Origin of the sequence: Microcoleus sp. D3_18a_C4 (assembly GCF_036702415.1) — a bacterium.
GTDB lineage: Bacteria > Cyanobacteriota > Cyanobacteriia > Cyanobacteriales > Microcoleaceae > Microcoleus.
Window position 1 is genome coordinate 26,770 of sequence record NZ_JAUBTI010000005.1, and the last position, 24,823, is coordinate 51,592.

Annotated in this window: 18 protein-coding genes; 9 read left to right on the forward strand and 9 right to left on the reverse strand. The window is 44.6% G+C overall.

All coding sequences use genetic code 11. The features are described from left to right. The first annotated feature begins 228 nt into the window (after nucleotides 1-228). Both QUB16_RS04090 and QUB16_RS04095 read left to right on the forward strand, forming a co-directional pair. Entirely contained in the window at nucleotides 229-1,596 is a 1,368-nt protein-coding gene (locus QUB16_RS04090) for a P-loop NTPase fold protein (protein WP_333314217.1), read from the forward strand. Further along, nucleotides 1,574-3,712 (forward strand): tetratricopeptide repeat protein, encoded by a 2,139-nt coding sequence (locus tag QUB16_RS04095; RefSeq protein ID WP_333314218.1) that lies wholly within the window; start codon nucleotides 1,574-1,576, stop codon nucleotides 3,710-3,712. The genes QUB16_RS04090 and QUB16_RS04095 overlap by 23 nt, the downstream gene beginning before the upstream one ends. 2 nt (nucleotides 3,713-3,714) lie before the next feature. On the opposite strand, the gene QUB16_RS04100 is transcribed toward QUB16_RS04095, so the two are convergent. The 4 genes from QUB16_RS04100 to QUB16_RS04115 form a co-directional block, all read right to left on the reverse strand. After that, on the reverse strand, nucleotides 3,715-4,122 hold the full coding sequence (locus QUB16_RS04100; RefSeq protein ID WP_333310845.1) for a transcriptional regulator: 408 nt from the start codon (nucleotides 4,120-4,122) through the stop codon (nucleotides 3,715-3,717). Continuing rightward, nucleotides 4,097-4,405 carry a type II toxin-antitoxin system HigB family toxin gene (locus tag QUB16_RS04105; protein WP_333310847.1) on the reverse strand — a complete coding sequence of 103 codons (309 nt, stop codon included), beginning with the start codon at nucleotides 4,403-4,405 and terminating at the stop codon, nucleotides 4,097-4,099. The genes QUB16_RS04100 and QUB16_RS04105 overlap by 26 nt, the downstream gene beginning before the upstream one ends. Before the next feature lie 120 nt (nucleotides 4,406-4,525). Then, nucleotides 4,526-7,087: a primosomal protein N' gene (priA, locus tag QUB16_RS04110; RefSeq protein WP_333314220.1), complete on the reverse strand. Its 2,562-nt coding sequence runs from the start codon at nucleotides 7,085-7,087 to the stop codon at nucleotides 4,526-4,528. A gap of 518 nt (nucleotides 7,088-7,605) precedes the next feature. Then, nucleotides 7,606-8,676, reverse strand: coding sequence for an ATP-binding protein (locus tag QUB16_RS04115; RefSeq protein WP_333314221.1), 1,071 nt, complete (start codon nucleotides 8,674-8,676; stop codon nucleotides 7,606-7,608). A 614-nt stretch (nucleotides 8,677-9,290) separates the two neighbouring features. Between QUB16_RS04115 and QUB16_RS04120 the strand changes: the two genes are divergently transcribed. Further along, a complete protein-coding gene (locus QUB16_RS04120; RefSeq protein WP_333314222.1) occupies nucleotides 9,291-10,235 on the forward strand; it encodes a fused MFS/spermidine synthase in 945 nt (314 codons plus the stop codon). Nucleotides 10,236-10,274: 39 nt separating this feature from the next. After that, nucleotides 10,275-10,445, forward strand: coding sequence for a YqaE/Pmp3 family membrane protein (locus QUB16_RS04125; RefSeq protein WP_333314223.1), 171 nt, complete (start codon nucleotides 10,275-10,277; stop codon nucleotides 10,443-10,445). Between the two features lie 338 nt (nucleotides 10,446-10,783). On the opposite strand, the gene QUB16_RS04130 is transcribed toward QUB16_RS04125, so the two are convergent. Beyond that, nucleotides 10,784-12,046 carry a lipid-A-disaccharide synthase gene (locus tag QUB16_RS04130; RefSeq protein WP_333314225.1) on the reverse strand — a complete coding sequence of 421 codons (1,263 nt, stop codon included), beginning with the start codon at nucleotides 12,044-12,046 and terminating at the stop codon, nucleotides 10,784-10,786. Between the two features lie 36 nt (nucleotides 12,047-12,082). Between QUB16_RS04130 and QUB16_RS04135 the strand changes: the two genes are divergently transcribed. Continuing rightward, complete coding sequence (locus tag QUB16_RS04135) at nucleotides 12,083-12,559, forward strand: ankyrin repeat domain-containing protein (protein WP_333314227.1); 477 nt, start codon at nucleotides 12,083-12,085, stop codon at nucleotides 12,557-12,559. Between the two features lie 106 nt (nucleotides 12,560-12,665). Here QUB16_RS04135 and QUB16_RS04140 read toward each other — a convergent pair whose 3' ends face one another. From QUB16_RS04140 to QUB16_RS04150, 3 genes are all read right to left on the reverse strand, one after another. Continuing rightward, entirely contained in the window at nucleotides 12,666-13,790 is a 1,125-nt protein-coding gene (locus QUB16_RS04140; protein ID WP_333314228.1) for a calcium-binding protein, read from the reverse strand. 71 nt (nucleotides 13,791-13,861) lie between these two features. Next, a complete protein-coding gene (locus QUB16_RS04145; RefSeq protein WP_333314229.1) occupies nucleotides 13,862-14,911 on the reverse strand; it encodes a calcium-binding protein in 1,050 nt (349 codons plus the stop codon). A 169-nt stretch (nucleotides 14,912-15,080) separates the two neighbouring features. After that, nucleotides 15,081-16,070 carry a calcium-binding protein gene (locus tag QUB16_RS04150; RefSeq protein WP_333314231.1) on the reverse strand — a complete coding sequence of 330 codons (990 nt, stop codon included), beginning with the start codon at nucleotides 16,068-16,070 and terminating at the stop codon, nucleotides 15,081-15,083. Between the two features lie 534 nt (nucleotides 16,071-16,604). On the opposite strand from QUB16_RS04150, the gene QUB16_RS04155 reads away from it, so the two are divergent. The 3 genes from QUB16_RS04155 (at nucleotide 16,605) to QUB16_RS04165 (ending at nucleotide 22,081) form a co-directional block, all read left to right on the forward strand. After that, entirely contained in the window at nucleotides 16,605-20,600 is a 3,996-nt protein-coding gene (locus QUB16_RS04155) for a magnesium chelatase subunit H (protein WP_333314233.1), read from the forward strand. A gap of 164 nt (nucleotides 20,601-20,764) precedes the next feature. Then, nucleotides 20,765-21,340 (forward strand): Uma2 family endonuclease, encoded by a 576-nt coding sequence (locus QUB16_RS04160; RefSeq protein ID WP_333314234.1) that lies wholly within the window; start codon nucleotides 20,765-20,767, stop codon nucleotides 21,338-21,340. 93 nt (nucleotides 21,341-21,433) lie between these two features. Further along, entirely contained in the window at nucleotides 21,434-22,081 is a 648-nt protein-coding gene (locus QUB16_RS04165; RefSeq protein WP_333314235.1) for a Uma2 family endonuclease, read from the forward strand. Between the two features lie 104 nt (nucleotides 22,082-22,185). On the opposite strand, the gene QUB16_RS04170 is transcribed toward QUB16_RS04165, so the two are convergent. Continuing rightward, nucleotides 22,186-23,559, reverse strand: a complete 1,374-nt coding sequence (locus QUB16_RS04170; RefSeq protein ID WP_333314237.1) for an ATP-binding protein — start codon at nucleotides 23,557-23,559, stop codon at nucleotides 22,186-22,188. A gap of 576 nt (nucleotides 23,560-24,135) precedes the next feature. Between QUB16_RS04170 and QUB16_RS04175 the strand changes: the two genes are divergently transcribed. Beyond that, nucleotides 24,136-24,783, forward strand: a complete 648-nt coding sequence (locus QUB16_RS04175; RefSeq protein ID WP_333314239.1) for a GUN4 domain-containing protein — start codon at nucleotides 24,136-24,138, stop codon at nucleotides 24,781-24,783. Nucleotides 24,784-24,823: the final 40 nt, after the last annotated feature.

A 24,823-nucleotide genomic window follows, 5' to 3' on the forward strand; every position in this document is an offset into this window, starting at 1 on the left:
GGATCGAGGACACGGCGCCGTGCCGTTTCCCTACCGTTGAATCTGTACTTCACTCGACTGAAAACTGGTATATTACCCATTAGTTTGTAGTAAGGAATTCCGTCCTTTCTTTTCTCAGGGCTAAAGTCCTGAGTGCGGACCTATTTTGCTACAATCCAAGTACATAAACAACTTAACTTTGATACATTGTTCAGGTTTCCTGCAACAAATATACTAAATTAAAAACTTATGACCACTAATCCTATCAACCGCGCCACTACCCTCAAAACTGCCTATCAAGTCTGTAATCCTCTCCAATCCTTAGAAGGTGCAGATCTCGATCGCTATTATGTTGATTTATCGGATGTTCGCAAAACCGAAGCGATCGCAGGTGTCAGTAATATTTTAGACTGTCAAGAACCCGAACAGTTTACCACAATCCTGTTTACCGGACATCGCGGCTGTGGCAAAAGTACCGAATTGAAGCGAATTCAAAAAGAGTGGGAAAAAGATTATCGCGTCATTTATCTGGAAGTCAACGAAGAGACAGATATTAATGATGTCGGTTATACAGATTTCTATTTAATTGCCATTAAGCGAGTTGAGTTTGAAATGCGCCGGCTGGGGCTGAAATTAGATTCTCGGCTGATGGATAATTTTGAGGCTTGGTTTAAGGATGTCACCGAAGAAACAGAACGAACCGTTGAAAGTTCCATCAGCATCGAAGGAGAAGCAACTTTGGGGCCGGAAGCTCCATTTTTAGCGAAGTTGTTGGTCAAGTTACTGGCACAAATCAAAGGTTCTGATAAGCAGAAAAAAACAATTCGCCAAACTTTAGAAAAAGATATCTCTCGATTGAAAGCCGATATCAACTTGCTGTTAAATGATGCTCTCAAAAAGCTGCGTAAAAAGTTTCCTAACTATAAAGGTTTTTTAATTATATTTGATAATTTAGACCGCGTTCCTCCCAAGGTGGCAAACCATTTATTTTTTGACTATGCCGCTCAACTTCAAGAACTGAACTGTACGATGATTTATACAGTTCCGCTGGGAGCTCTGTACTCGTCTCAAAATGCCGTCAAGAATTTTGACTGTCCTCACATTGTCCCGATGGTCAATATTTATGAATTTAATCGAGATAGCTGTGACTTAAACTACAATGAACTTAGCTTAAATGCTATGGCTAGTTTAATCGAACGCCGAGTTGAAGTTGACACAATCTTTGAGTCTCGCGAACAATTGCTGGAAGTGGCAAAAGCCAGCGGCGGTCATGTTCGCCAACTCATCCAGATTATGCGAACTGCTTCCATAACAGCTAGAGGTCGCGGTCACGATAAAATAATGGCTGAAGATGTTACCTATGCAATCAAACAAGAACAATTTAATTTTGAACGGATTATCCCGCAAAGTCATTATCCACTTTTAGCTCAAGTTTGTTTGACAAAAAATATTAATAAAGATGAAATCAGTGAATTGATGTTATTCAATCTTTCGGTTTTGGAATACAACGGCAAAAATCGATGGAACTATCCGAATCCGGTGGTGAAGCAAAATGAAGAATTCCAAAAAGCTCTCCGAGATGCCAGAGAATCCAATGTTAACCCAGAACGATCGTAATTCACAAATTGGGCGATTTTTAGCTGTCAATCAGCAAGCATTTACTCAACTTTTGACCTTTGTTGATTTTTCGGAAGATTTGACTATCGGGTTTGCAGAAGTTAATTTTAATGCGGAAGCTGATTTGCTAATTGAGGTATTGAAAAATCATCCGATTTCTCAAGAAACTCAATTTGAAGTTGTGAGTTTTGATGAGAATTTGCGTTTTCTCCGAGATGAAATTATCAAGATTTTACCTACTATTAAGCGAGAGCCAAATAAAAAATTAGTTTTAATTGTGCGGGGATTGGAAAAGTCGATAGGCAAATTTGACGAATATCCTCCGGTATTACAAGACCTTAATTGGGTACGAGATGCTTATAAAACCAGCGTTCCCCATCCGATCCTCTTTGTTTTGCCGGACTATGCGATTACTCGTTTGGCGAAGTTTGCACCTGATTTTTGGGCGTGGAAATCGGGCGTATTTCTGTTTAAAACTACTCAATCTACTAGAGATGATGCCCTTGCTCGGACTCTCGACTCGGAAAGGAGTTTTAGTACATTACAAACGCCTGAAAAGCAAGAAAGAATTGAACTTTTAGAGTCTTTGTTGATGGAATACAGTCCGAGTCATTCTGGATCGGAAAAAAATCCTAGTGCTTGTAGCAATATTTTACATCAATTAGGAGTTGCTTATCTCAGCCAAGGAAAGCCAGTTAAAGCGAGGGAGTATTTAGAAAAAGCTTTGGAGTTGACAAAGGGAGCGGAAAATTTATCGCTGCGAGCAGAAGTTTACAATGAATTGGGTAAATCTTACAAGCAAGAGGGACAATTTTCGACGGCAATGAGTGAGTATCAAGCATCGCTGGAAATTAGCCGCACACTGGGAAACCGTCGCGGTGAAGCTAATGCTTTGTATTATTTGGGGAATGTCTGTCAGGATTTGCGAGATTGGCAACAGGCGACTGTTTTTTATCAGCAAGGTTTAGAGATTGCACAAGAAATTGGAGATATCTATTCTCAAGCTAGCACCTACCCGCAGTTAGGATGGGTGGCACAGCAAATGGGGAATCTGACTGAAGCTGAGCGTTATTATCAACACGCTTTACAGATTTTCAGCGCATTGGGCGATCGCTATGGTATGGCAAGTAGTTGGGGACTATTGGCAGAGCTCGAGGGAAATCGCGGCAATTGGGATGAAGCAGAGAGCTTGTACCGGCAATGTTTGGAATTAATGACAGAATTGGGCGATCGCTATGGTATCGCAACAAGTTGGGCATTGTTGGGACAGATCGAGGGAAATCGGGGCAATTGGGATGAAGCAGAGAGATTGTACCGCCAATCTTTGGAATTAATGACAGAATTGGGCGATCGCTATGGTATGGCAAAAATTTCGGGAGTATTGGGAGAGATCGAGCGAAATCGCGGCAATTGGGATGAAGCAGAGAGATTGTACCGCCAATCTTTGGAATTAAGGACAGAATATAATGATCGCTATGGTATGGCAACAAGTTGGGGAGTATTGGGATATATCGAGGGAAATCGCGGCAATTGGGATGAAGCAGAGAGATTGTATCGGCAATGTTTGGAAGTGGAGACAGAATTGGGCGATCGGTCTGGTATGGCAACTATGTGGGGAGTATTGGGATATATCGAGGGAAATCGCGGCAATTGGGATGACGCAGAGAGATTGTATCGGCAATCTTTGGAATTAATGACAGAATTGGGCGATCGCTATGGTATCGCAACAAGTTGGGCATTGTTGGGACAGATCGAGGGAAATCGTGGCAATTGGGATGAAGCAGAGAGATTGTACCGCCAATCTTTGGAATTAATGACAGAATTGGGCGATCGCTCTGGTATGGCAACTTCGATCGGTTGTCTGGGAGAAACGGAACTCGGTAGAGGCAACCTAGATGCAGCAGAACCGCTTTTACAAGAAGCTTTAGTGAAAATGCAAGAACTAGGAATGACTTGGCATATTGCCGAGACTAACTACGATTTAGCACAGCTTTACCGCCAGCGCAACTACCCAGAACTTGCCCAACAACATTACAACAGTGCCCATCAAATATTTCAACAATTGGGAGCCGCGAAAGACTTAGAAAGAATCGAGCGAGAGTGGGAATCCGATTAAGTTCACTCAATAAATGCCGCAGGCGATAGGTGGAAAAACTCAGCTAATTTCTGAATTTGACTCACCGTCAGTTCCCTGTTACCATTCAACACCTCAGCCACCAGAGACTCAGTAGCAAAAATATCAACCAAGTCTTTTTCTGAAAGCTCAGCTTCAACCATCAAAGCCTTGAGCAATTTAATCCCCTTCAGCACAGGCATTGGCTCATGTTTTTGTTCGTAATCATAGACAAGAATACCGAGCACATTTAAGTAATCTCGGTCATCTTGCGTCAGTTTTCGGCGATCCAAAATATAATTAATCCGATTTTGGGTAGCAATTAACTCAGCTTCACAACTAATCGGGCGCGGGGGAAAAGCTACGATTAACTCAATGTAATCGCTACTAGGAGTTTTCAAACCAATCGTCATTTTTCCAATTCTCCTTGTCGTATTCTGAATGAATTAATACACTGCGGACGAATACTATTTGGTATTCATAATCAATAAAACAGATTAGCCGATAATTATTGCCACCAATATTAAAGACTGTAAAATTACCTACTAAGTCAGCGGAGGGAAAGACTTGGCGTACCTCGACAAAATTTTGCCATTCAGCCTCAGAAGTACGCTGATACCATATTAATAGACTTGGTTCAGCATTGGGGTGTTTTTCCCAAAATTCTCTCAGTGGTTTTCGGCTGATGACACGCATTAGATAATTATTTTATTCCTTGCTTGATAAGTATCATAGCTTTTAAGGTGCGTCAGCTTGGAGATTTTCGATTATTGATACAATTGTCGAAGCTGACACACCCTACGATTACACCACCAATCAACCAAAATTCAACGGATCGACATCAATAATTAAACTAACAGAACGCGGCGTGCGATCGCGCAATCCGATCAAATCCGACAAATCCACCGACTCATCCAAAGGCAACTTCAGCAAAATCTGCCACCGATAGCGATTTGCCACCCGCATAATCGCCGCAGGTGCAGGCCCCAACAATTCACACCCCGGTACAGACAATCGCTCAATATACTCCTGACAAACAGACGCCAATTGTACCGCCGTCACCGCAACTTCCGCCGCATCTGCACTGCTCAATCGCAACAATACAAGCCGCCCCGAAGGTGGATAATTCAGCGCCGCTCTTTCTGCTAATTCTGTTTCCACAAAACCCGCATATTCGTGTCGCCTAACTGCTTGAATAACCCGATGTTCGGGAGTGTAAGTTTGAATAATTACCCGCCCCGGATCGTCGCCTCTGCCCGCACGTCCCGCGACTTGAGTTAATGTTTGAAAAGCTCGTTCGCTGGCCCGATAATCGGATAAGTTTAGCAACCCGTCAGCAGACACAACTCCCACCAATGTGACTCCAGCTAAATCTAACCCTTTCGTCAGCATTTGCGTACCCAACAAAATGTCAGCTTCCCCATTAGCAAATTGCGTTAACAATCTGCGGTGGTCGCCCTTATTTCTAGTCGTATCGCTGTCAAACCGAATAGCCCGCAATTCAGGAAACAATCTCGTTAATTCCTGTTCGACTCGCTGAGTGCCACTGCCAAAGTTTTTGAAGTAAGGAGAACTGCAATCCGGGCAGTTTTGGGGGTGTCGTTCCGTGTGGTTGCAGTAGTGACACCGCAATATTTCTGCTGTTCCTTCGCCGACGTGGTGATAAGACAGGGAAACATCGCAATTCGGGCATTCCATCACATAGCCGCAACTCCGACAAGAGACAAAGGTACTGTGTCCTCTTCTGTGAATAAACAGGATACCTTGCTGTTGTCTTGCTTGCAATTGTTCCAGCGCGTTTTGCAGGGAAGCGCTGAAAATTGAGCGGTTTCCTTGTCGCAATTCTTGGCGCATATCGACTATTTCCACAGGCGGCATCGGGCGGGAATAAATGCGATCGGGCAATGATAAATAATGGATATTTGGTAACGAGTAATAATCTCGGCGCGTCCCGACAAAAGTCTCTAAAGCAGGCGTTGCGGAACCTAAAATTAAGGGACAATTTTCTAATTCGGCGCGCCATTTGGCAACGGTGCGGGCGTGGTAGCAGGGGGCTGGTTGGTCTTGTTTGAAGCTGCTGTCGTGTTCTTCATCGAGGATAATTAAGCCGAGGTGAGGTAATGGCGCAAAAATGGCCGATCGCGTGCCGATGACAATTTGCGGCGTTCCAGTCAGCATCTGACGCCATGTATCGTAACGTTCGCCGTCGGATAGGGCGCTGTGGTACACGCAAATTTGTTCGCCAAAACGGGCTCGGAATCGATCGGTAAGTTGCGGTGTCAAACCGATTTCGGGAACGAGTACGAGGGCGGATTTGCCACTGGCTAAGATTGGGGCGATCGCCTGCAAATACACTTCGGTTTTCCCGGAACCTGTAACGCCATGCAGCAGCACTTGACGGAATCCCGAAAAAGAGTTAATAAACGCTAAGGCTTGAGCTTGAAAATGAGTTAAAGTTTTCGGTGCATCGGGCAATTGAGAAATTCCGCGATCGCCCCTGAGCACTTCCCTTTGATCGATAACAACACTACCTTTTTGCTCCAAATTTTTGACAACAGAAGAACTCGCGCTGCAAATTCTCAACAAATCATTCATCCACATTTCACCGCCGCCACGCCGCAAAACTTCCAATACTTCTTGTTGCCGCTTGGTTAAATCTGTGACAAATGCACTAGCAATTAATGTCACTGCCGGTTTGAGTTGTGGTTTGGGAGGATTGGGAGGTTCTAAATAACTTTCTACCCAACCGCGTTTCAATAAATCTTTCAATCCCCGATAACTTCCCTTGACTTGTCGCTGGAGGTATTGCCAAGTGTAATCGCCGTTTTTTTGAGCTTGCAGCAATTGCAAAATTTGACTGGCTGCGGGATTGAGAAATGTTTCGGCATTCGGAGAAATTGCGTCCTTAATTAAGCGAATTCGGCGCACGGAACGGCTTAACAAACCGGGCGGCAGTGAGGCTCTAATTACTTGAATTAATGGTGTGCAATAATAGGTGGCAGTGCGATCGAGCAATTCCCAGTAATTAGGCGGGAAAAAACCCGCACTGACAACATCTTCGACATCTTTAACCCGCGCCGGATCTAAGTCGGGCGGCAGTTGAGAAATGAACCGAATCGCGATCGCCCCTACCTGTTGACTGCCAAAGGGTACACTCAAAATATCCCCTGGTTGCACGGTAAGTTCCGCAGGTAAACGATAGGTAAATAACTTATTTTCCTCCCCAGGGGAGTCCCCCGCAACCCTGAAAGGAGAGTCCACCAATACCTCGATCCACTCTGCTTGCACGGTGGGGCGCTGTGGCGGTTCGCTGCTGCCGTAGGATGCCCCGGCTTCTGCCGCTATAGGGGTTGACAAACCAAAAGTGACAGTAGACATAAGGTTGCACATCAAACTAGGAGGATCTGCGGTCAAAGGGAGTTTTCATAGAAACAATACGGGAAGCGGGAAACGAGCGCGGCTTTAGCCCGCTCGTGGGAAGCGACGCGGGGATGGAAGTCCCCGTGTCTTTGTTGCTATTTCTGTTGAAATATTGTATTATAATCCAGAAGTGAGTAAGAACAACCATCTACGTGTAGAGACATCCTAGTGCGGAGAAATTCCCGCCCCTGGAAACAACGGTCAAGTGCAAACTTGATGACAGTATGACAGTAAAGGGCAAGTAATAGCAGGTTGTTGAGCGTACCGCATTTTGGCAAGGGCGATGGGTTCGGAAAGCAAAACGACAAAAGTAGCTAGAAACCTAAACTTGATTTGGGCGACTAAGTAGACGGCGTTTGGCGGTCGTAGCGAGAATCAGACTTTAGTAATAACTAAAGCTATTCTGTTAGCAGAATCTCAGTGGCTTCAGCCCGCTTGAGTGTCAATATCCCTCAGTTTAGCTCGATCGATCGATCTTAGCTGCGGGAATTGGCGATCGGAATCTCGATCGCGAATTCAGTCCCTTCTCCAATTGCGGATATGCACTCCAACCTCCCGCCGTGTTTGTCCACAACAATCTGATAGCTAATTGACAATCCCAAACCCGTCCCGTGACCAACTTGTTTTGTGGTGAAAAACGGATCGAAAATTTTCGCTTTTACAGATTCATTCATTCCCACACCGTTATCTTTGATGCTAATTCTGACCCAATTTTCGGAAATAATAGAAGTAGTAATTGTCATCTGGATAGGGTTTGCTTCTATCTCCTCCAGTGAAGACTTTTGCTCTCGCTCCCGCAGGGCATCAACAGCATTATTAATGATGTTCATAAATACCTGATTTAATTGTCCCGCATAACACTCTACCTTGGGCAAATCTCCATAGTTTTTAATAAAATTAATAGCAGAATGACCTGGTTTTTCTTTAGTTAAGTGCTGCAAAATTAACAAGGTGCTGTCAATTCCTTCGTGAATGTTAACGGGTTTCTTTTCACCTTCATCTACCCTCGCAAAGTTGCGTAAAGTCAGGACTATTTCGCGGATGCGCTCGGAGCCAACTTTCATTGAGGAAAGAGTTTTCAACAAATCTTCGCGCAAAAAGTCGATGTCAATTTTTTCCAAAAAATCTTCAATCTCTGGATCTGTTTCGGGATACCTATCCTGGTACATTGCTAGCAATTTTAAAAGGTCGCCAGCGTAGTCATTGACATAGGTAATATTGCCGTAAATGAAGTTGACGGGATTGTTGATTTCGTGGGCAATACCAGCTACCAAAATGCCCAAAGCCGACATTTTTTCGGCTTCGATCAATTTGATCTGTGTTGTTTGCTGGTTTAAGAGAGCTTTTTCTAGCGTAGAGATTCTTGCTTTTAAAATATTTTCGGAATCTTTAAATTCCTCACTGAGTGTTTTTAGCAAAGATTCTTTTTGGTGATTAATGACTTGTAATTGGCTGCGTTCGGTTTCCGAAGTTTCAAGTTTTTCCCGCAGGATTCGATTTTCTTTTTCTAGCTCTTTGATTCGGTTGTCCCAGTCTGTTGGTTCCATCGGCTATTATTTTGAACCTAAAAATAGTGTCATAACAGTTTTATTAGGAAATTTAGTTGCACCCTTTACCTAGTTAGAATCGCGGCACACATCGCCTAGCCAATTTTGTCCTAAAAATTCCACACTTCCTTTAATTGGCTCGATCTAAAAATCTTATCTAATATACATTCAAAATGTCAACATATTAATAACAAATCTGGTTAAAACCGATCGCTACTTTTATTCTCGGCTCTCGCATTTGCGTGGTTTTCATCCGATTGTTGATAAATAAGCAGGCCGATCGCAAACTTATAAAGGCGGGCCCAGCGCGAAAAATTGCCCGATTCAGACAACTTTTGTATAAAACCCGCCGGCAATGCAAAGCGAAAATATTAAATGTGAGTGCGATGGAGTGGGGGCGACGGGAAAAGTGATCTCGACTGGGCGCGCGAGATCCCACAAGCAATCTCAACTACCAAGGCACTTGCTCTATCCCAGAACGCAATCACACTATACCATTGCTGAGAAATCTCAGTTTAGTGTGTCGATCGTACTCACACACCCGCACCATTTTGTGCTAATAACTACTACTTGTGACAACATCGACACAGCAGTTTATATTTGGAGAGTAATTGATGTCAGGTAGCGAAGTTCGTGCAGACTTTTGGATGAGCGAGTACATTACCCCTTGGGATATTTACGTTCACGGCGTCATCGCCGTGCTCGCTTACAAAAAAACTGCCTATCAAGAAATGTACGTAGTTCAAACCGGTATCTACGGGAAAGGCTTAGTTTTGGACGGTAAGTGGCAATCTTGTACAGGCGACGAGTTTCTGTACCACGAACCCCTGGTGCACCCAGCCATGATGTGTCACGGTTCACCCAAAAAAGTCCTCGTTCTCGGCGGCGGAGAAGGAGCTACAATTAGAGAAGTGCTGCGGTGGAAAACAGTTGAAAAAGTCGTGATGATCGACATTGACAGCGAAGTAGTAGAAGCTTGCCGCGAACACCTGCCCGAAATGCACCAAAATGCCTTTGACGACCCCCGCTGCGAAGTAGTAATCGGCGATGCTTTGGACTATTTAGATAAAACTGACAATGATTGGGATATTGTCATTTCTGACTTGTCCGATCCCATTGAAGAAGGCCCATCTTTCCAGTTGTTTACCAAGGAGTATTTTGAGAAAGTTCGCAGCGTAATGTCACCTAACGGATATTTCGTAGTGCAAGCGGGCCCCGTTTCTCCGGCAGAAATGAAAATGCACGCTCGCATTGTAAATACCCTGAAATCTGTTTTCTCCAATGTTCAATCCTGCACCAGCTTTATTTCTACTTATGGAGCTCCTTGGGGTTTTGCGATAGCTTCTAATCAAGAAATAAATACGCGACCAGATCCCGAAGCTACTGACAAATTACTCGCCGAGAAAACAACAGGCGGGTTGCGGATGTTCGACGGAATTACACTGTTGGGGTTGATGCAGCTTCCCGGTCACTTACGACAGGTAATCGCCGCTGAAACCGAAGTTTACACTATGGCAGCACCGCCTAAGTTTTTCGGGAAAGGTTCGGTTGGTCAGTGAAGTTAAATTGAAAGAGAAAACTCGTTTGGAGTAACTGAGATGGGCAATTTAATTCGCATAGTCGCTGCAATTTTTGTTCCCCCTCTGGGCGTATTTATGACGGTCGGCCTTGGCAGAGATTTTTGGATCAACCTGGTTCTAAGCTGTTTTTTCTTGTTTCCGGGTACGATCCACGCCATTTGGATAATTGCTAAGCACGATCGAGGTTAATCTCCTGTAGGGGCGGGTAAACCTGCAATAATTGCCAAAAACCGACAATCTCAAAAACCCGCCCCCACCCAACTAATAGCCTGTATCAACCTTTATTTATAAAATACTGGAATAATGCAGATTGAGTTGGGGGGGCGGGTTTATTTAGATCGTGAATTACCGTCAGAGATTTGTGGTGAACCCGCCCCTACGATACAAATCAAATTATTTCCTATTTTATTTATAAAATACGGGAATAATGCAGATTGATATTTACTGTTGGGCGGGGGCGGGTTTATTTAGATTATGAATTACAGTCAGAGATTGTTGGTGAACCCGCCCCTACGAGGTTTTATTGATTATTGCACCTCAATTTCTTCACAAACCAATTCAGCAATTTTTTTCGCCGCCCCCGATTCTCCCCGCACCGCACGCAAACGATCGCCCATCTGTGCTAATTTATCAGGATGGCTCAAATAGTCGATCGCCAATTGAGCAATTACTTCCGGTTCCAGCTTCCCAATCAACTCCGGCACAATCTCCTCCCGTGCCCAAATATTCGGCCAAGCATAAAGCTTTCCCTTTCCCAATTGCCAGATTAGCCAATTAATCACCGTAGCAAAAACTGAACCGACTAACGGCAAATTTGCCAGCAAACCCGGCAATCCGTCCCAAGCTTTCATCGCATCCAATTGCTGCGTCGGAATCAAAACAATCATCGGTACAGCTAAGGAACCCAATTCCGCAGTATTCGCTCCCACAGTAGTTAAACATAAGCTGCATTCTGATAGCAAATCGTAGGCGGGTGTCTGCGTCCAAAGTTCTACTTGCAGCTTATTTGCTGTCTCCAAAAACGGCGGTTCTGTTAAATGAAGTTCGGCGCTGGCGTTCTCAAATAAATGCAGGCAAGGATTTTGTTTGGGGTCGGCAAAACGTGCTAGAGTTTGCACATCTAAGGTAGGAGCAACGGGAATTACAAAGCGAGTTTCAGGGCGGAGGCGATGGATAGATTGGGCGATCGACAAACATAACGGTACACCTAAAGCTAATTTAGCCGCTTTAGAACCGGGCAACAATCCAATTAATTCTATTTTCCGTAGGGGCGGTGCCCCCGTGCCCGCCCTGCCCGATTTCCCGTTCCCTACTTCCGCGATCAAATCTCCGACAACTGTAAATTTCTTAGCATATTTTTGGGGAATTTTAGCAAAAACTTGTGGTTTCATCGCCGCAAATTTATCAATCCAGCGATACCACCGCGCGTCCCATTCAGCATAAATAACAGTGCGATATTTGAGTCTTTTGCCAATAACAACTGTAAAAAATTGATCGCCGCCTAAAAACAAAACAACTCCTGTTTCATACCAATCCCAATTTTCAGCCGTTTTGCCCGACAATAAGAATGGAAAAAAATGCTCCGGTGCTTGCACTCTGTCAACTTCTGGGTAGGAACAAGCGATTTGCGCTTCTTTCCCGGTGGCGTGCGGACAGGGGGACAGCACCACAGAGATTCGCGCTTGAGTGCCCGCGTTTGCCAATTGCTCGCGCAAAGCTTGCACGGCGGGACGCACCCAAGTTGCCAATTCTCCGGGGCCGTTGGAGAGGATTAAAATATCGACTGCCATAGGATTTAATATTTGAGAGGATACAAGGGAGAATTTATGACAGATTTAATTGATGCCGTCAAGACGGGTGATGTTGCGGCTGTAGAAAGTGCGATCGAACAGTGTGCAGATATCAATGCTAAAGATGAGGAAGGCGGGACTGCTTTGACGGCTGCGGCTGAGGCTGGCAATTCGGCGATCGTCAAAAAATTGCTGGCTGCAGGTGCCGGGCCCAACAGTCAAGATAATGACGGGTGGACGGCGTTAATGAGTGCCGCTGCTGCCGGACATACGGAGATTGTACAGCTTTTGCTGGAGGCGGGAGCGGATGTGAATGCTAAAACTAATTTTGGTTTGACGGCTTTGATGAGTGCTGCAGGCAGCGGGCGCACTCAAGTTGTGGAAGTTTTAATCGATAAAGGAGCTGATATCAAAGCGTATGATAATAATACTTGGACTGCGTTAATTTGGGCGTCTTCGGAGGGTCACAAAGATGCGGTTGAGGTTTTGAAGCTAGCGCGCGATCGGCATTAAAAACTTAGAAACCGGGTTGATTCGATAAATCCGGTTTCTGGAGGGTACAATTAATTATCGTACTTCCCAGCAGCAATCAGGCAAATCCCGAATAGCTTCGAGATTTCTAGCCAAGTAGAGATAGAGAACCTCTAGATTCTGGTAATAGATTCAACTTAAGATTTCCGCCGCGTTCAATAACAGCGATCGTGTCAAATCTACTAATTTCGTAATCTCCATTGGGACTTAATACTGACAAGCCGTTCGTCTGGATAGCTAAATCTCGATTGTTGTTGATGGGAAATACCAAGAATTGATCTAAGGGACTTCCCTCAACAAAAATATCTGATGCTAGCTGAATGCTATCCTGACCTTCGGTAAAGTTCCGAATTGTAGCAAAACCCGGCCCGATATAGAGCCTTGTTGGGGAACTGTATCCCTTACCACCAGTACCTTGCATAAGGTCTCCGAGTACGAATTTATCGTGGCCGCTACCGCCAGTGAGAGTATCGAATTCATTACTGCAGTCACTTTCATAATTTCGACCTGGGATGGAAAAGGCACCACCTGTACCTAAACCTACTTCAACTCCCATTAATTCGGTATTTCCCACCCCAGCACCGGCAATCATGTCATTCCCGGAAGTTCCGATAAAAGTCGCAGAGCGGCTTGGATCGGAAGTTCCGAACTTGAAGTAGTGTTCGCGACCGGTTTTCAAGGCTCCAGATTCGACAAGCGGCAGAACATCGGAGTATTTGTTTAAGTATTCTGTTTCAAAAAATGAAGTTCCAAACTGACCGTCTTTGAGACCGAATTCAATGAAATGCTGGTAGCCGTTTTTAAAAGTTCCATTCTGAATAAACGGCTGCAAGTGTTGGTTATTTGCTACATAAAACGCTTCGTCATACTCAGGCGATACGCGCGTGCGACCTTCTTCGTAACCATATTGGATAAAGTTGTCTAGTCCGGTCGCAAAAGGTGCATTTGGGTTGTTGGGGGTGCGGACTAAAGCAGCGATATCTGGGTTGCCAGCGAGGTAAGTAGCTTCGTCAAAATATCGCGATACTTTGGTTAAGCCGCCTGCTTCACCAAAATTTTGAAAGTGTTCTAGTCCCGATTTGATGACTCCTGGATCAATGGCTGGTTTGACCCAAGGATATTGATCGAGGTAGTATTTTTCGTCAAAAATTGCGTAACTAGCTATTTTTTGTGGCGGCGACTTTAATGAGCTGTTTATGACTTTATCAATCATCCGAAACTGAGACAATTACCCGATCGGGTGATTTTTTCCAAGTGTCAAATCTCACTTAAACTCTATGTTTTCTAGCCGAGGAAAGTGAGACCGACTGGAGGACTAAACGGATTTATCATCTCAATCGTTTGCAGAGTTAGATTTGATCCGCCCTGAATTCTGGCAAGTGTATCTCCAGATTTTTGAATTAATAAGTCCGCCCCTGATGGAAATATACTCAGTTCATTAAAGCTTTCCACCAACTGAATAAAATCTTTTCCTTTTTCAAAATTGACAATCCTGGCCTCCCCACTGCCCGTATAGAAATCTACCCGGCTGATAAAACTACGTCGGTTGTTGGGAACAGCATCTCCGAGTACGAAGTAATCAATGCCAGAAGTGCCAATCAATGTATCGAATTCAGTGGTAGTCAGGAAAGGCTCTCTCGTGATGTCATCCAATTTCAAAGCGTCATACTTATTCTTATTAATCCCAAAAGGTGGATTAGGGCCGGCGAAAGCTACTTGCAGTCCGATAATTTGATTTTTTCCCGCTGTAAATCCCGTGACGATATCATTACCGTTGGTTCCTGTAAAAAATCCGTATCGATTTGACTCAAATTGCCCAAAATTTAGATAGTGTTCTCGACCCGTTTTTAAACTTCCAGCCTCCACAACTGCCGCCACATCTGGGTTATCTCCCAAGTAACGTGGTTCAAAGAAACTTGTCCCGTACCTACCTTCTGTTTTTCCGAATTGGATAAAGTGTTGAAAGCCGGATTTAAAAATTCCGTTCTGCACGAAGGGAGTTATTTCCGGGTGGCGCTTTAAATAAAAAACTTCGTCGTAGTCAGGCGATACTCGCGTGCGACCTTCTTCGTAACCAAACTGGATAAAGTGGTCTAAACCTGAAGCAAAAGGTTGGTTTTGGTTGTTGGCGGTGCGAACAAAGGGTGCAATATCTTGATTTTGAGCTAGATATGTATCTTCGTCAAAGCACCGCGATATTTTTGTGAGGCCGCTGGCTTGACCGTATTTTTCAAAGTGTTCTCTTCCCGATTGGATGATGCCTGCATCAATGGCTGGTTTCAGCCACGGATATTGCGAAAGGTAGTATTGTTCGTCGAAGATATCGTAATTCATAGTTTGCAGTTTAAAGAATGTAAAGTGCGTTAGCGAAGCCCTCGAAGAGGATCGTACTTTTTTATAGCACATTAGCCTACAACCACTAAAAAATCATTAATCATCAGCATTAGCTAATGACTAATGACCAATGACTAATGACCAATGACTAATGACCAATGACCAATGACTATCCAATCAAGAAAGTACCGTTACCGTTAGATTCTTGGAAAGTTAAACCCAAGGTTGCTGCTCCTTCAATCACGCCGAGCACATCTCCAAAACGCTGGATTGCCAAATTGTTGCCAACCGGAGTCAGGCTGTAGCCGTCGTTTAAAGAATTTCCTTGCAGTTGGATAAAATCGCTTTCTATGTTGAAGTTACGAATCGTAGCTTGACCGTTACCCAAATACAGCGGTGTCGGGGTGACATTCCCGGCTGTAGCAGGAACTCCCAGTACGAATCTATCAGCTCCCGGACTGCCAATCAGGACATCGAATTCATTGGTGCCAAAGCTTTCATACTGCCGGTTGCCCCTGGGATCGATACCTACTTCCACTCCAATCAGTTCGGTATTCCCCACACCAACACCAGTGAGAATATCGGTGCTGCGGCTACCAACAAAAGTTGCGTTGCGGCTTGGCTCGTTTTTCCCGAAATTGAAGTAGTGATCCCGACCAGTTCTCAGGGCTCCAGAGTTTATAAACGGCACAATGTCGGGGTTTTCTTTTAAGTATTCCGGTTCAAAAAATGAAGTTCCAAAACGACCTTCTTTTGAGCCGAATTGAATGAAATGCTGGTATCCCGATTTGAAAGGTGCATTGGGGCCGACAAACGATCGCAACTCTGAGTTATTTGCTAAATAAAAATCTTCGCTGTACTCAGGCGATACTGCGCTGCGGCGCTGTCCTTCATCGTAACCGAACTGGATAAAGTGATCGAGGCCTGTCGCAAAAGGTGCGTTTGGATTGATAGTGCGGACAAAGGGTGCGAGGTCGGGATTCCCAGCAAGGTAAGCATTTTCGTCAAAATAACGCGATACTTTAGTTAGACCGCCTTCTCGCCCGAATTTTTCAAAGTGTTCTCTCCCGGATTTGATGACTCCGGCATCAATGGCTGGTTTGATCCAAGGATATGAGGCGAGGTAGAATTGTTCGTCGAAAATTGCGTAGTTAGCCATGTTTCCCCCTAAAGTTTTGATGAGTTTGAGATTCTATAGCAATTAGTTCTCCATGAACTCGATCGCCGATCAGGAATTTACACAAAACAGACGTTATGAAAGGGTTTTAAATTCCTGGTAAAATGTCAATCTTTGTGACTCAGCAATTATCCCAAGGCTACATTCTGCTTTCAGCAATTATGCCTTTTTTTCCTCAGTTAATTGAGCGATCGCAAGTTCGATCACTTCTACAAAACTTGGAACTTTTTTCAGGATTTCTTTCTCAATCCTTGGTTAATTTTTAATTATTTTTCTCCCCATTATTACTTCATTACATACAATTAACTTTATGTCAAGTAAATTTTTGTAAAGAAAAAATGGAGTATTTGCTCAAGGAATTTATAAAAAAATGTAACGAAAAGTTGACCTAAATTTGTCGAATTGTGTCATGTGCAGGCTCAAATCGCCTAATGGCAAGCGTTTTCTGGTAAAAATGCTTATGGGATAAAAAAATTCCCGATTCCAGAAAACAGCATCTTAAAGGAGCCTAACCGGATGTTCACTCACGTCAAGCCCACCATTCGCCATGTCGTGCCGGAAAACTTGCAGGGGCGATCGCTAATGAAGGTGGTCTATGTCGTACTGGAACCGCAGTATCAAAGCGCCCTGTCGGCAGCGGTTCGATCGATAAACAAGAAAAATCCGAATTTGGCAATAGAAATCAGCGGCTACCTGATCGAGGAACTCCGCAGCCCGGAAAATTACGAAGCCTTCAAGCGGGATGTGGCGGATGCCAATGTATTTATTGCTTCTCTAATTTTCATTGAAGATTTGGCCGAAAAAGTGGTAGCGGCAGTTGAACCGCTGCGCGACAGCTTGGATGTCGCCGTCGTCTTCCCGTCGATGCCAGGGGTGATGCGACTCAATAAAATGGGCAGTTTCTCGATGGCACAGTTGGGACAAAGCAAAAGTGCGATCGGCGAATTCATGAAAAAACGGAAGGAAAAATCCGGGAGTTCCTTCCAAGACGGAATGCTGAAACTGCTGCAAACTTTGCCGAAAGTGCTGAAATATTTGCCCATCGACAAAGCCCAAGATGCGCGCAACTTCATGCTGAGTTTCCAGTATTGGCTGGGAGGTTCCCAAGAAAACTTGGAAAACTTCCTGCTGATGCTGTCACATAAATATGTATTCAAAGGCCAAGAACAGCTAACTTTCCAAGAGCCCGTTGTCTACCCGGATATGGGAATTTGGCATCCTTTGGCATCGTCGATGTTTGAGGATGTAAAAGGATACCTCACCTGGTACAACGCCCGCAAAGATATTTCCGCAGACCTCAAAGACCCCCTCGCACCTTGCATCGGCTTGGTGTTGCAGCGGACTCACTTAGTCACCGGAGATGACGCGCACTATGTAGCAATGGTGCAGGAATTGGAGGCAATGGGGGCGCGGGTGGTGCCGATTTTTGCCGGCGGTTTGGACTTCTCGAAACCAGTGGAAACTTTTTTCTTGGAAGTTGGAACCAAAGGTGTTGCGCCACTGCCGATCGTTGATGCGGTGGTTTCTCTGACTGGTTTTGCCCTGGTGGGCGGCCCGGCGAAACAAGATCACCCGAAGGCGATCGAGACTTTGAAAAAGCTAAACTGCCCTTACATGGTGGCTTTGCCGCTGGTTTTCCAAACGACGGAAGAGTGGGAAAATAGCGATTTAGGCTTGCACCCGATTCAAGTTGCTTTGCAAATTGCGATTCCCGAGTTGGATGGCGCGATCGAACCGATTATATTGTCGGGAAGAGATGGCGCAACTGGCAAGGCGATCGCCCTACAAGACCGGATCGAAGCAATTTCCCAGCGCGCCATGAAATGGGCAATGCTGCGCCGCAAACCAAAATTAGATAAAAAAGTTGCGATCACAGTTTTCAGTTTCCCGCCGGACAAAGGCAACGTCGGAACTGCCGCGTATCTGGACGTTTTTGGCTCGATTTACCAAGTATTGAAAGCCTTAAAAGGCAACGGTTACGACTTGCCAGAATTGCCGGATTCCGCCGAAAAACTGATGCAAGAAGTCATCCACGACGCAACAGCCCAATACCAAAGTCCCGAATTAAATGTTGCTTACCGGATGTCGGTAGCTGAATACGAAGAGTTCACTCCTTACTCGGAACGCTTGCAAGAAAATTGGGGCCCGCCTCCGGGACATTTGAACAGCGACGGACAAAATTTGCTGATTTTCGGCAAACATTTCGGCAATGTGTTTATCGGAGTGCAACCTACTTTTGGATACGAAGGCGATCCGATGCGGTTGTTATTCTCTCGTTCTGCCAGCCCGCACCACGGTTTTGCTGCTTACTATACATATTTGGAGCGCATTTGGGGTGCGGATGCGGTGCTGCACTTTGGCACTCACGGTTCGCTAGAATTCATGCCCGGTAAGCAGATGGGAATGTCTGGGGAATGTTATCCTGACAGTTTGATCGGCAAAATTCCTAACCTCTATTATTACGCCGCCAACAATCCCAGCGAGGCAACAATTGCTAAGCGTCGCAGTTATGCTGAAACAATCAGCTATCTGACTCCTCCGGCTGAAAATGCTGGTTTGTACAAAGGTTTGCAGGAACTCAGCGAGTTAATTGCTTCTTATCAAACTTTGAAAGAGACTGGGCGTGGTGTGCCGATTGTGGATGCGATCGTCGAAAAATGCCGTCTGGTGAATTTGGACAAAGATATCGCCCTACCTCCCGAACAAGAAAGAGGGGTTGCTGCGGGAATGACTTCGGAGGAACGGGACAATTTAGTTGGCTTGGTTTACCGCAAGTTGATGGAGATTGAGTCGCGGTTGTTACCTTGCGGTTTGCACGTTATCGGTAAGCCGCCGACTGCTGAAGAGGCGATCGCAACTTTGGTGAATATCGCCAATTTAGACCGCGAAGAAGACGGGCTGATCAGCTTGCCACGGATTATTGCTAACAGTCTCGGACGCGATATCGGCGAAATTTACACCAACAGCGACAAAGGCATTTTAAGTGATGTCGAATTGCTGCAAAACATCACCTTGGCCTGTCGGGATGCCGTTGGCGCTTTGGTGAAGGAACAAACCGATGCTGAGGGTAGAGTTTCCCTTGTTTCTAAGTTGAATTTCTTCAACATGGGCAAGAAAACACCTTGGCTGGAAGCTTTGCACGCCGCCGGTTACAAAAAAATCGATCCTGAACCGATTAAACCGCTGTTTGAGTATCTGGAATTCTGCTTGCAGCAAGTTTGTGCTGACAACGAATTAGGCGCTTTGTTGCGCGCGTTAGAAGGCGAGTATGTTCTGCCCGGCCCCGGTGGCGATCCGATTCGCAACCCGGATGTTTTGCCGACTGGCAAGAATATGCACGCTTTGGACCCGCAGTCAATCCCTACAACGGGGGCGGTTAAGTCTGCTAAGCTTGTAGTCGATCGGCTGTTAGAAAGACAGCGCGTTGATAACGGCGGAAATTACCCAGAAACGATCGCCGTTGTGTTGTGGGGAACCGACAACATCAAGACATACGGCGAATCCCTCGCCCAAGTAATGTGGATGGTGGGAGTGAAGCCAGTTCCCGACGCATTGGGCCGAGTAAACAAACTCGAATTGCTTTCTTTAGAAGAGTTGGGACGCCCTCGGATCGACGTAGTAATTAACTGTTCCGGCGTCTTCCGCGACTTGTTCATCAACCAAATGAATTTGTTAGATAAAGCCGTGAAAATGGCAGCGGAAGCCGACGAACCGTTAGAGATGAACTTCGTCCGCAAACACGCCCTGAAGCAAGCGGAAGAAATGGGAATCAACCTGCGACAAGCAGCAACCCGGGTATTTTCCAATGCCTCAGGTTCCTATTCATCTAACATCAACTTGGCGGTGGAAAACAGCACTTGGGAAAGCGAAGCCGAGTTGCAGGAAATGTACTTAACTCGCAAATCCTTCGCCTTTTCTTCCGACAATCCCGGAACAATGGAACAAGACCGGCAGATTTTTGAATCATCCTTGAAAACTGCGGAAGTGACATTCCAAAACTTGGATTCTGCCGAGATTTCCCTAACCGACGTGTCGCACTATTTCGACTCCGACCCGACTAAATTGATCGGCAGTTTGCGCGCAGATGGGAAGCAACCGACATCCTTTGTTGCTGATACAACCACAGCCAACGCGCAGGTGCGGACGCTATCAGAAACCGTGCGTTTAGATTCGCGCACCAAGCTGCTGAATCCGAAGTGGTACGAGGGGATGTTGTCCCACGGTTATGAAGGCGTGCGCGAGATTTCTAAGCGTCTGGTGAATACGACTGGATGGAGTGCGACGGCGGGCGCTGTGGATAATTGGGTGTATGAGGATGTCAACACTACGTTTATTCAAGATGAGGAGATGCAGAAGCGTTTGCTTAACTTAAATCCTCATTCGTTCCGCAAGATTGTCAGCACTTTGCTTGAGGTGAATGGCCGGGGTTATTGGGAAACTTCGGAGAGTAATCTCGATCGTCTGCGTGAACTTTATCAGGAGGTGGAAGACCGGATTGAGGGGGTAGAATAAACCTCCGAATTTCGGACGATCGCCTTTAATCTGTAGGGACACAGCAATGCTGTGTCCTTATATTTTTGGGAGGGTTTTGATGAGTAGGAAGCGATCGCCCTCACAACTCACTCAATATGCTACAATCCTTAATAAAGGTCGTTTAGCCACGATAAAATACCGCTATGACTACCCTCACCCTCAACCTCAACCCAATTATTAAGCTGACAGACGATCAGTTTTTTGAACTCTGTCAGGAGAATGAAAATATTAGATTGGAACGCACAGCGAAAGGAGAATTAATTATCATGTCACCAGCAGGAGGAGAAACTGGAAACCGGAATGGAAGATTAACCCAGCAATTATTTAACTGGGCGGATAACGATGACAGCGGTATTGCTTTTGATTCCTCAACAGGCTTCAAACTTCCCAATGGGGCCGATCGCTCTCCTGACGCTTCTTGGGTAAAATTAGAACGCTGGAATGCACTAACTTCCGAACAACAAAAGAAATTTCCCCCCATTTGTCCTGATTTTGTGGTCGAGTTAATGTCTCCCAGCGATAGTTTGAAAGAAACTCAGGATAAGATGAAAGAGTATCGCGATAATGGTGCACGTTTGGGTTTGTTAATTAATCGCAAATCGCGACAAGTAGAGATTTATCGTCAGGATCAAGAAGTTGAAGTGCTAGAATCTCCAGCCGCTGTATCAGGTGAAGATGTTCTCCCCGGATTTATTTTGAATCTTGAGTCGATTTGGTAAAGTACGCGCGTGCGAAGCTATCCCGCAGGGAATCGCACCTGTCCAATGTTCAATAGAGTAAAATAGAGTTAAAGTTCTCGTGGAGTATTTGCAATGGTTCAAACCCTGGCGTACAGTAAAGAAGAGCTTGCAGGTTCTCACCTGATTTTACATGATATCAGTTGGGAAACCTACGAACACTTGTTAGAAATATTTGCCGAACGTTCAACGCCGCGCATGACTTACTATCAGGGAACTTTAGAACTCATGGTACCTTTACCAGAACATGAGAGGTATAGCTGGACTCTCGGTCGGCTAATTGTAGCGCTGTCTGAGGAAATTGGGATTGAAATTATCGGATTAAAATCATCTACTTGGCGTTCGGAACCGAAAAAAGCTGGCAACGAAGCTGATGAATGTTTTTATATCCAAAATGAAGCTTTAATGCGGGGAAAGTTAACTATCGATCTCAAAAATGACCCCCCGCCAGACTTAGCTGTGGAAATTGATTTGACTAGCTCATCTATCCATAAAATGGCGGTTTATGCGGAACTTAAAGTGCCGGAGGTTTGGATTTGGAAGAAGGGGAAACTAATAATTAACATTTTAAATGATAGGGGTTATGTCGAATCGGAAACCAGTTTGGCATTTGCCTCGTTTCCTGTCAAAGAACTCGCACAGTTTATGCGCCTCGACTCAGAAAAGGGAGAGAATGCGAGAATTAGAGAGTTTCGGGAATGGGTGCGATCGCACTTAAATTAAATCCGGGTTTGTTACCCGCTTTATGAAATACGATCGAATTTATTCGATCGAATAAAGACGGCGGTTGAAACCGCAACTACACGAACAAAGTCCGCCTGCGCGGACTAAGAAGACTGAGTTTTTACATACTGTTTCACCACTGAATTCAAACTAAACAAAGTTATCTGTTCCTGTTCCTGCGTATCCAATAAAAACCGATTTCCAAGAGATCGCACTGCATTGACTATTTCTGACGGCGAAAATGGTATTTTGTTGAAAATTTGCGACACAGCAACGGGTTCAGGTTGATTAGCCAGGTGAACCATCACTGCCAATTCTGGCTGTGTCAAACGCCCAAAAGGTTGAGATAACTGAGATTGCAACCCTTCATCTAAAATCGGCATCTCGCACTGCAAAAACTCAGAAACTCTCCCCCCAAACAACTCTTGAATCAGCGTTGCAGTGAACTCCAACCACAGAGAATTGCCTTGATAAATGTCAATCAAAGTTTCCCATGTTTCCTCATCGGATAACTTTTGTGAGTTCAAAATTTCTTTAGCTGCTTCTCCCAAACTTCCCAATACAAAACATCGAACGGGATGATGATCTTTTGATAATCTGGCAATTTCTCTGGGTTTTTCCCAACTATTCAATATCAAACAACTTTGATGACAAACTTCGGCAATTAGTTTAAAAAATAACTGATAATCTTCATATCCAGTTTTATATTGTCCCGCTAGTTGCCCGCTGCCCAAAAGCATCTGTACGTCATCGAGGACAATCAGACATCGGTTTTTTCGCAGGTAATCGAGGATTTGGCCAATCTTGGTTTCGATGTTTTGGGGAATTTCTGATTGTTGGGAAAAGATTTGCAGCAGGTTGGTGAGGGTTGCATCGAGGGTTGGGGAAAAGCCGAGGCTGCGATAGATGACGTAATCGAATTGGGTTTTGATGCGATCGATCAGGCTTAGGGAGAGGGTTGTTTTGCCGATGCCGCTGATTCCGAGGAGTGCGATGAGGCGTGTGCGATCGTGTGTTATCCAGTTTTCGAGGGTGGAGAGTTCAGAAGTGCGATCGAAAAAGGTGAATATTTCCGGTGAGTCGCCTAAGTCTATGTGGAGTTGTTTAGAAGTTTGTTGGGGGTTTTGAGGTTCTGTTGGACTTCTCGCCCTTTCTTGACAAACATTGACGTTATTAAACGTGACATGATTGCTCAAAATAGCTGATGGAGAATTATAAAACTTTGCCCTTTCCAGTATCGCTCTAACATTTACTTTAGTAACGTCTTCGCCGAAGACATCTGATAATATCTTCCATAATTCAGAAGCAGCAACCCTAACATAACCTTCACTACAATTACGGTCTTGCGCTATTTTTGTTGCATATTTTCGACCTTGGAGCGTTTCTTTTAAAATAGCTTCTTGCAGGTCGTCTAAGTGCTTCCCTGTTTTAGAAAAAACTTTTTCATCGGCAAATCTTAAGACTTCCTTAAGCTCCATAGATCGCGTCTGGGGTAATTTTTAGTAATTATAACTTATTTTTTATAACTTTTTAGATAACAAAATATAACATTTTTTAAAGTGAGTGGGTGGGCGAGGCCGCAATGGGGTCGTTGTATGATTTTTGGAGTAGAGGTTGGTTGCACTGAGGGCGATCGGGCTACATCCGTTATTGTGGATATTTTGGGCATTTGCGATCGGAGTGTCCCGGGTAAGTCTCGACATTATCGGAGTCATCCTTTTACTATAGTGACGTTTAAGTGAGTAAGGTAACAAAAAATGGGTCAAAGAAATGAGGTTGGTGGGCCTGTATGTGGGCACTGCGGAAGCACCAAGATGAGTTACGTGCGCTCAAGAGTAATCAATAAATACACAGAAAGAGTTGTATATCAATGCCAGGATTGCAAAGAAGAAACTGCCATTGATACCGATTCACCCCCATAAAAGTTTGACTGAGTGACCCTCACGCGCTAGTGGAAAGGATGGAATAGGGTGCAGGGGACGATCGTTTCTTAAGCTCTCCGTTATACATAAAAGATTTGTCGATAATAATTGATAATGATGACATTAATTCTAATGGTAATTGTGATTGCCACTATTGCTTACTTTGTCTTAGTTAATAAAAAGGAAAATCAAACTCCTAGCCTTCCTAATCGTAATGAAATAAGATACCCGACTATTGATGAAAGTCAACTGAATGACGATCTGAGTTCAGCAGTAGGGATAGATTATCGAAACCTGCGGAAGTGTCTAGCAGTTAAAGATTTTGAATCCGCAAATAAGGAAACTAAATCTCTTTTTGAAAAAATTTCCTCTATAGACCTTGACCTAATGGATCCCGATCCTCAAAACAGGAAAATACCAAGAATTCCTTGCACAGATATATGTACTATAGACAGGCTGTGGGTCAAATACAGCGAAGGACGTTTTGGTTTTAGTGTTCAATTTATGATTTGGAGTGATATTTATCTTCGTCTTTACAATGAGAAAAAAGAATTTAACAGGCGAGAAAAAATTGAAAGTAGCGAGGACGAACTTGAATTATTAGCTAATTTCGATGCCATGTATAAATTCTATAACATAATAGGATGGGACGATTCTCGTCTAATTTATCAAGAGTCAGCACCAGAGGGTCATTTGCCCTCCATATTTTGGCATCGTCATCCATTTCATTACCGTACTATGGTAGGCGTGTTTCATCGACTTATGACCTGTCGTAAGTAGAAAAAAAGATACCTAGGCTCAGTCAACACATCGCCCAACT

Coding starts and splice junctions, on each gene's coding strand:
- QUB16_RS04090 (WP_333314217.1), top strand. CDS start 229: ATGACCACTAATCCTATCAACCGCGCCACTACCCTCAAAACTGCCTAT.
- QUB16_RS04095 (WP_333314218.1), top strand. CDS start 1,574: ATGTTAACCCAGAACGATCGTAATTCACAAATTGGGCGATTTTTAGCT.
- QUB16_RS04100 (WP_333310845.1), bottom strand. CDS start 4,122: ATGACGATTGGTTTGAAAACTCCTAGTAGCGATTACATTGAGTTAATC.
- QUB16_RS04105 (WP_333310847.1), bottom strand. CDS start 4,405: ATGCGTGTCATCAGCCGAAAACCACTGAGAGAATTTTGGGAAAAACAC.
- priA (WP_333314220.1), bottom strand. CDS start 7,087: ATGTCTACTGTCACTTTTGGTTTGTCAACCCCTATAGCGGCAGAAGCC.
- QUB16_RS04115 (WP_333314221.1), bottom strand. CDS start 8,676: ATGGAACCAACAGACTGGGACAACCGAATCAAAGAGCTAGAAAAAGAA.
- QUB16_RS04120 (WP_333314222.1), top strand. CDS start 9,291: ATGTCAGGTAGCGAAGTTCGTGCAGACTTTTGGATGAGCGAGTACATT.
- QUB16_RS04125 (WP_333314223.1), top strand. CDS start 10,275: ATGGGCAATTTAATTCGCATAGTCGCTGCAATTTTTGTTCCCCCTCTG.
- QUB16_RS04130 (WP_333314225.1), bottom strand. CDS start 12,046: ATGGCAGTCGATATTTTAATCCTCTCCAACGGCCCCGGAGAATTGGCA.
- QUB16_RS04135 (WP_333314227.1), top strand. CDS start 12,083: ATGACAGATTTAATTGATGCCGTCAAGACGGGTGATGTTGCGGCTGTA.
- QUB16_RS04140 (WP_333314228.1), bottom strand. CDS start 13,790: ATGATTGATAAAGTCATAAACAGCTCATTAAAGTCGCCGCCACAAAAA.
- QUB16_RS04145 (WP_333314229.1), bottom strand. CDS start 14,911: ATGAATTACGATATCTTCGACGAACAATACTACCTTTCGCAATATCCG.
- QUB16_RS04150 (WP_333314231.1), bottom strand. CDS start 16,070: ATGGCTAACTACGCAATTTTCGACGAACAATTCTACCTCGCCTCATAT.
- QUB16_RS04155 (WP_333314233.1), top strand. CDS start 16,605: ATGTTCACTCACGTCAAGCCCACCATTCGCCATGTCGTGCCGGAAAAC.
- QUB16_RS04160 (WP_333314234.1), top strand. CDS start 20,765: ATGACTACCCTCACCCTCAACCTCAACCCAATTATTAAGCTGACAGAC.
- QUB16_RS04165 (WP_333314235.1), top strand. CDS start 21,434: ATGGTTCAAACCCTGGCGTACAGTAAAGAAGAGCTTGCAGGTTCTCAC.
- QUB16_RS04170 (WP_333314237.1), bottom strand. CDS start 23,559: ATGGAGCTTAAGGAAGTCTTAAGATTTGCCGATGAAAAAGTTTTTTCT.
- QUB16_RS04175 (WP_333314239.1), top strand. CDS start 24,136: ATGGTAATTGTGATTGCCACTATTGCTTACTTTGTCTTAGTTAATAAA.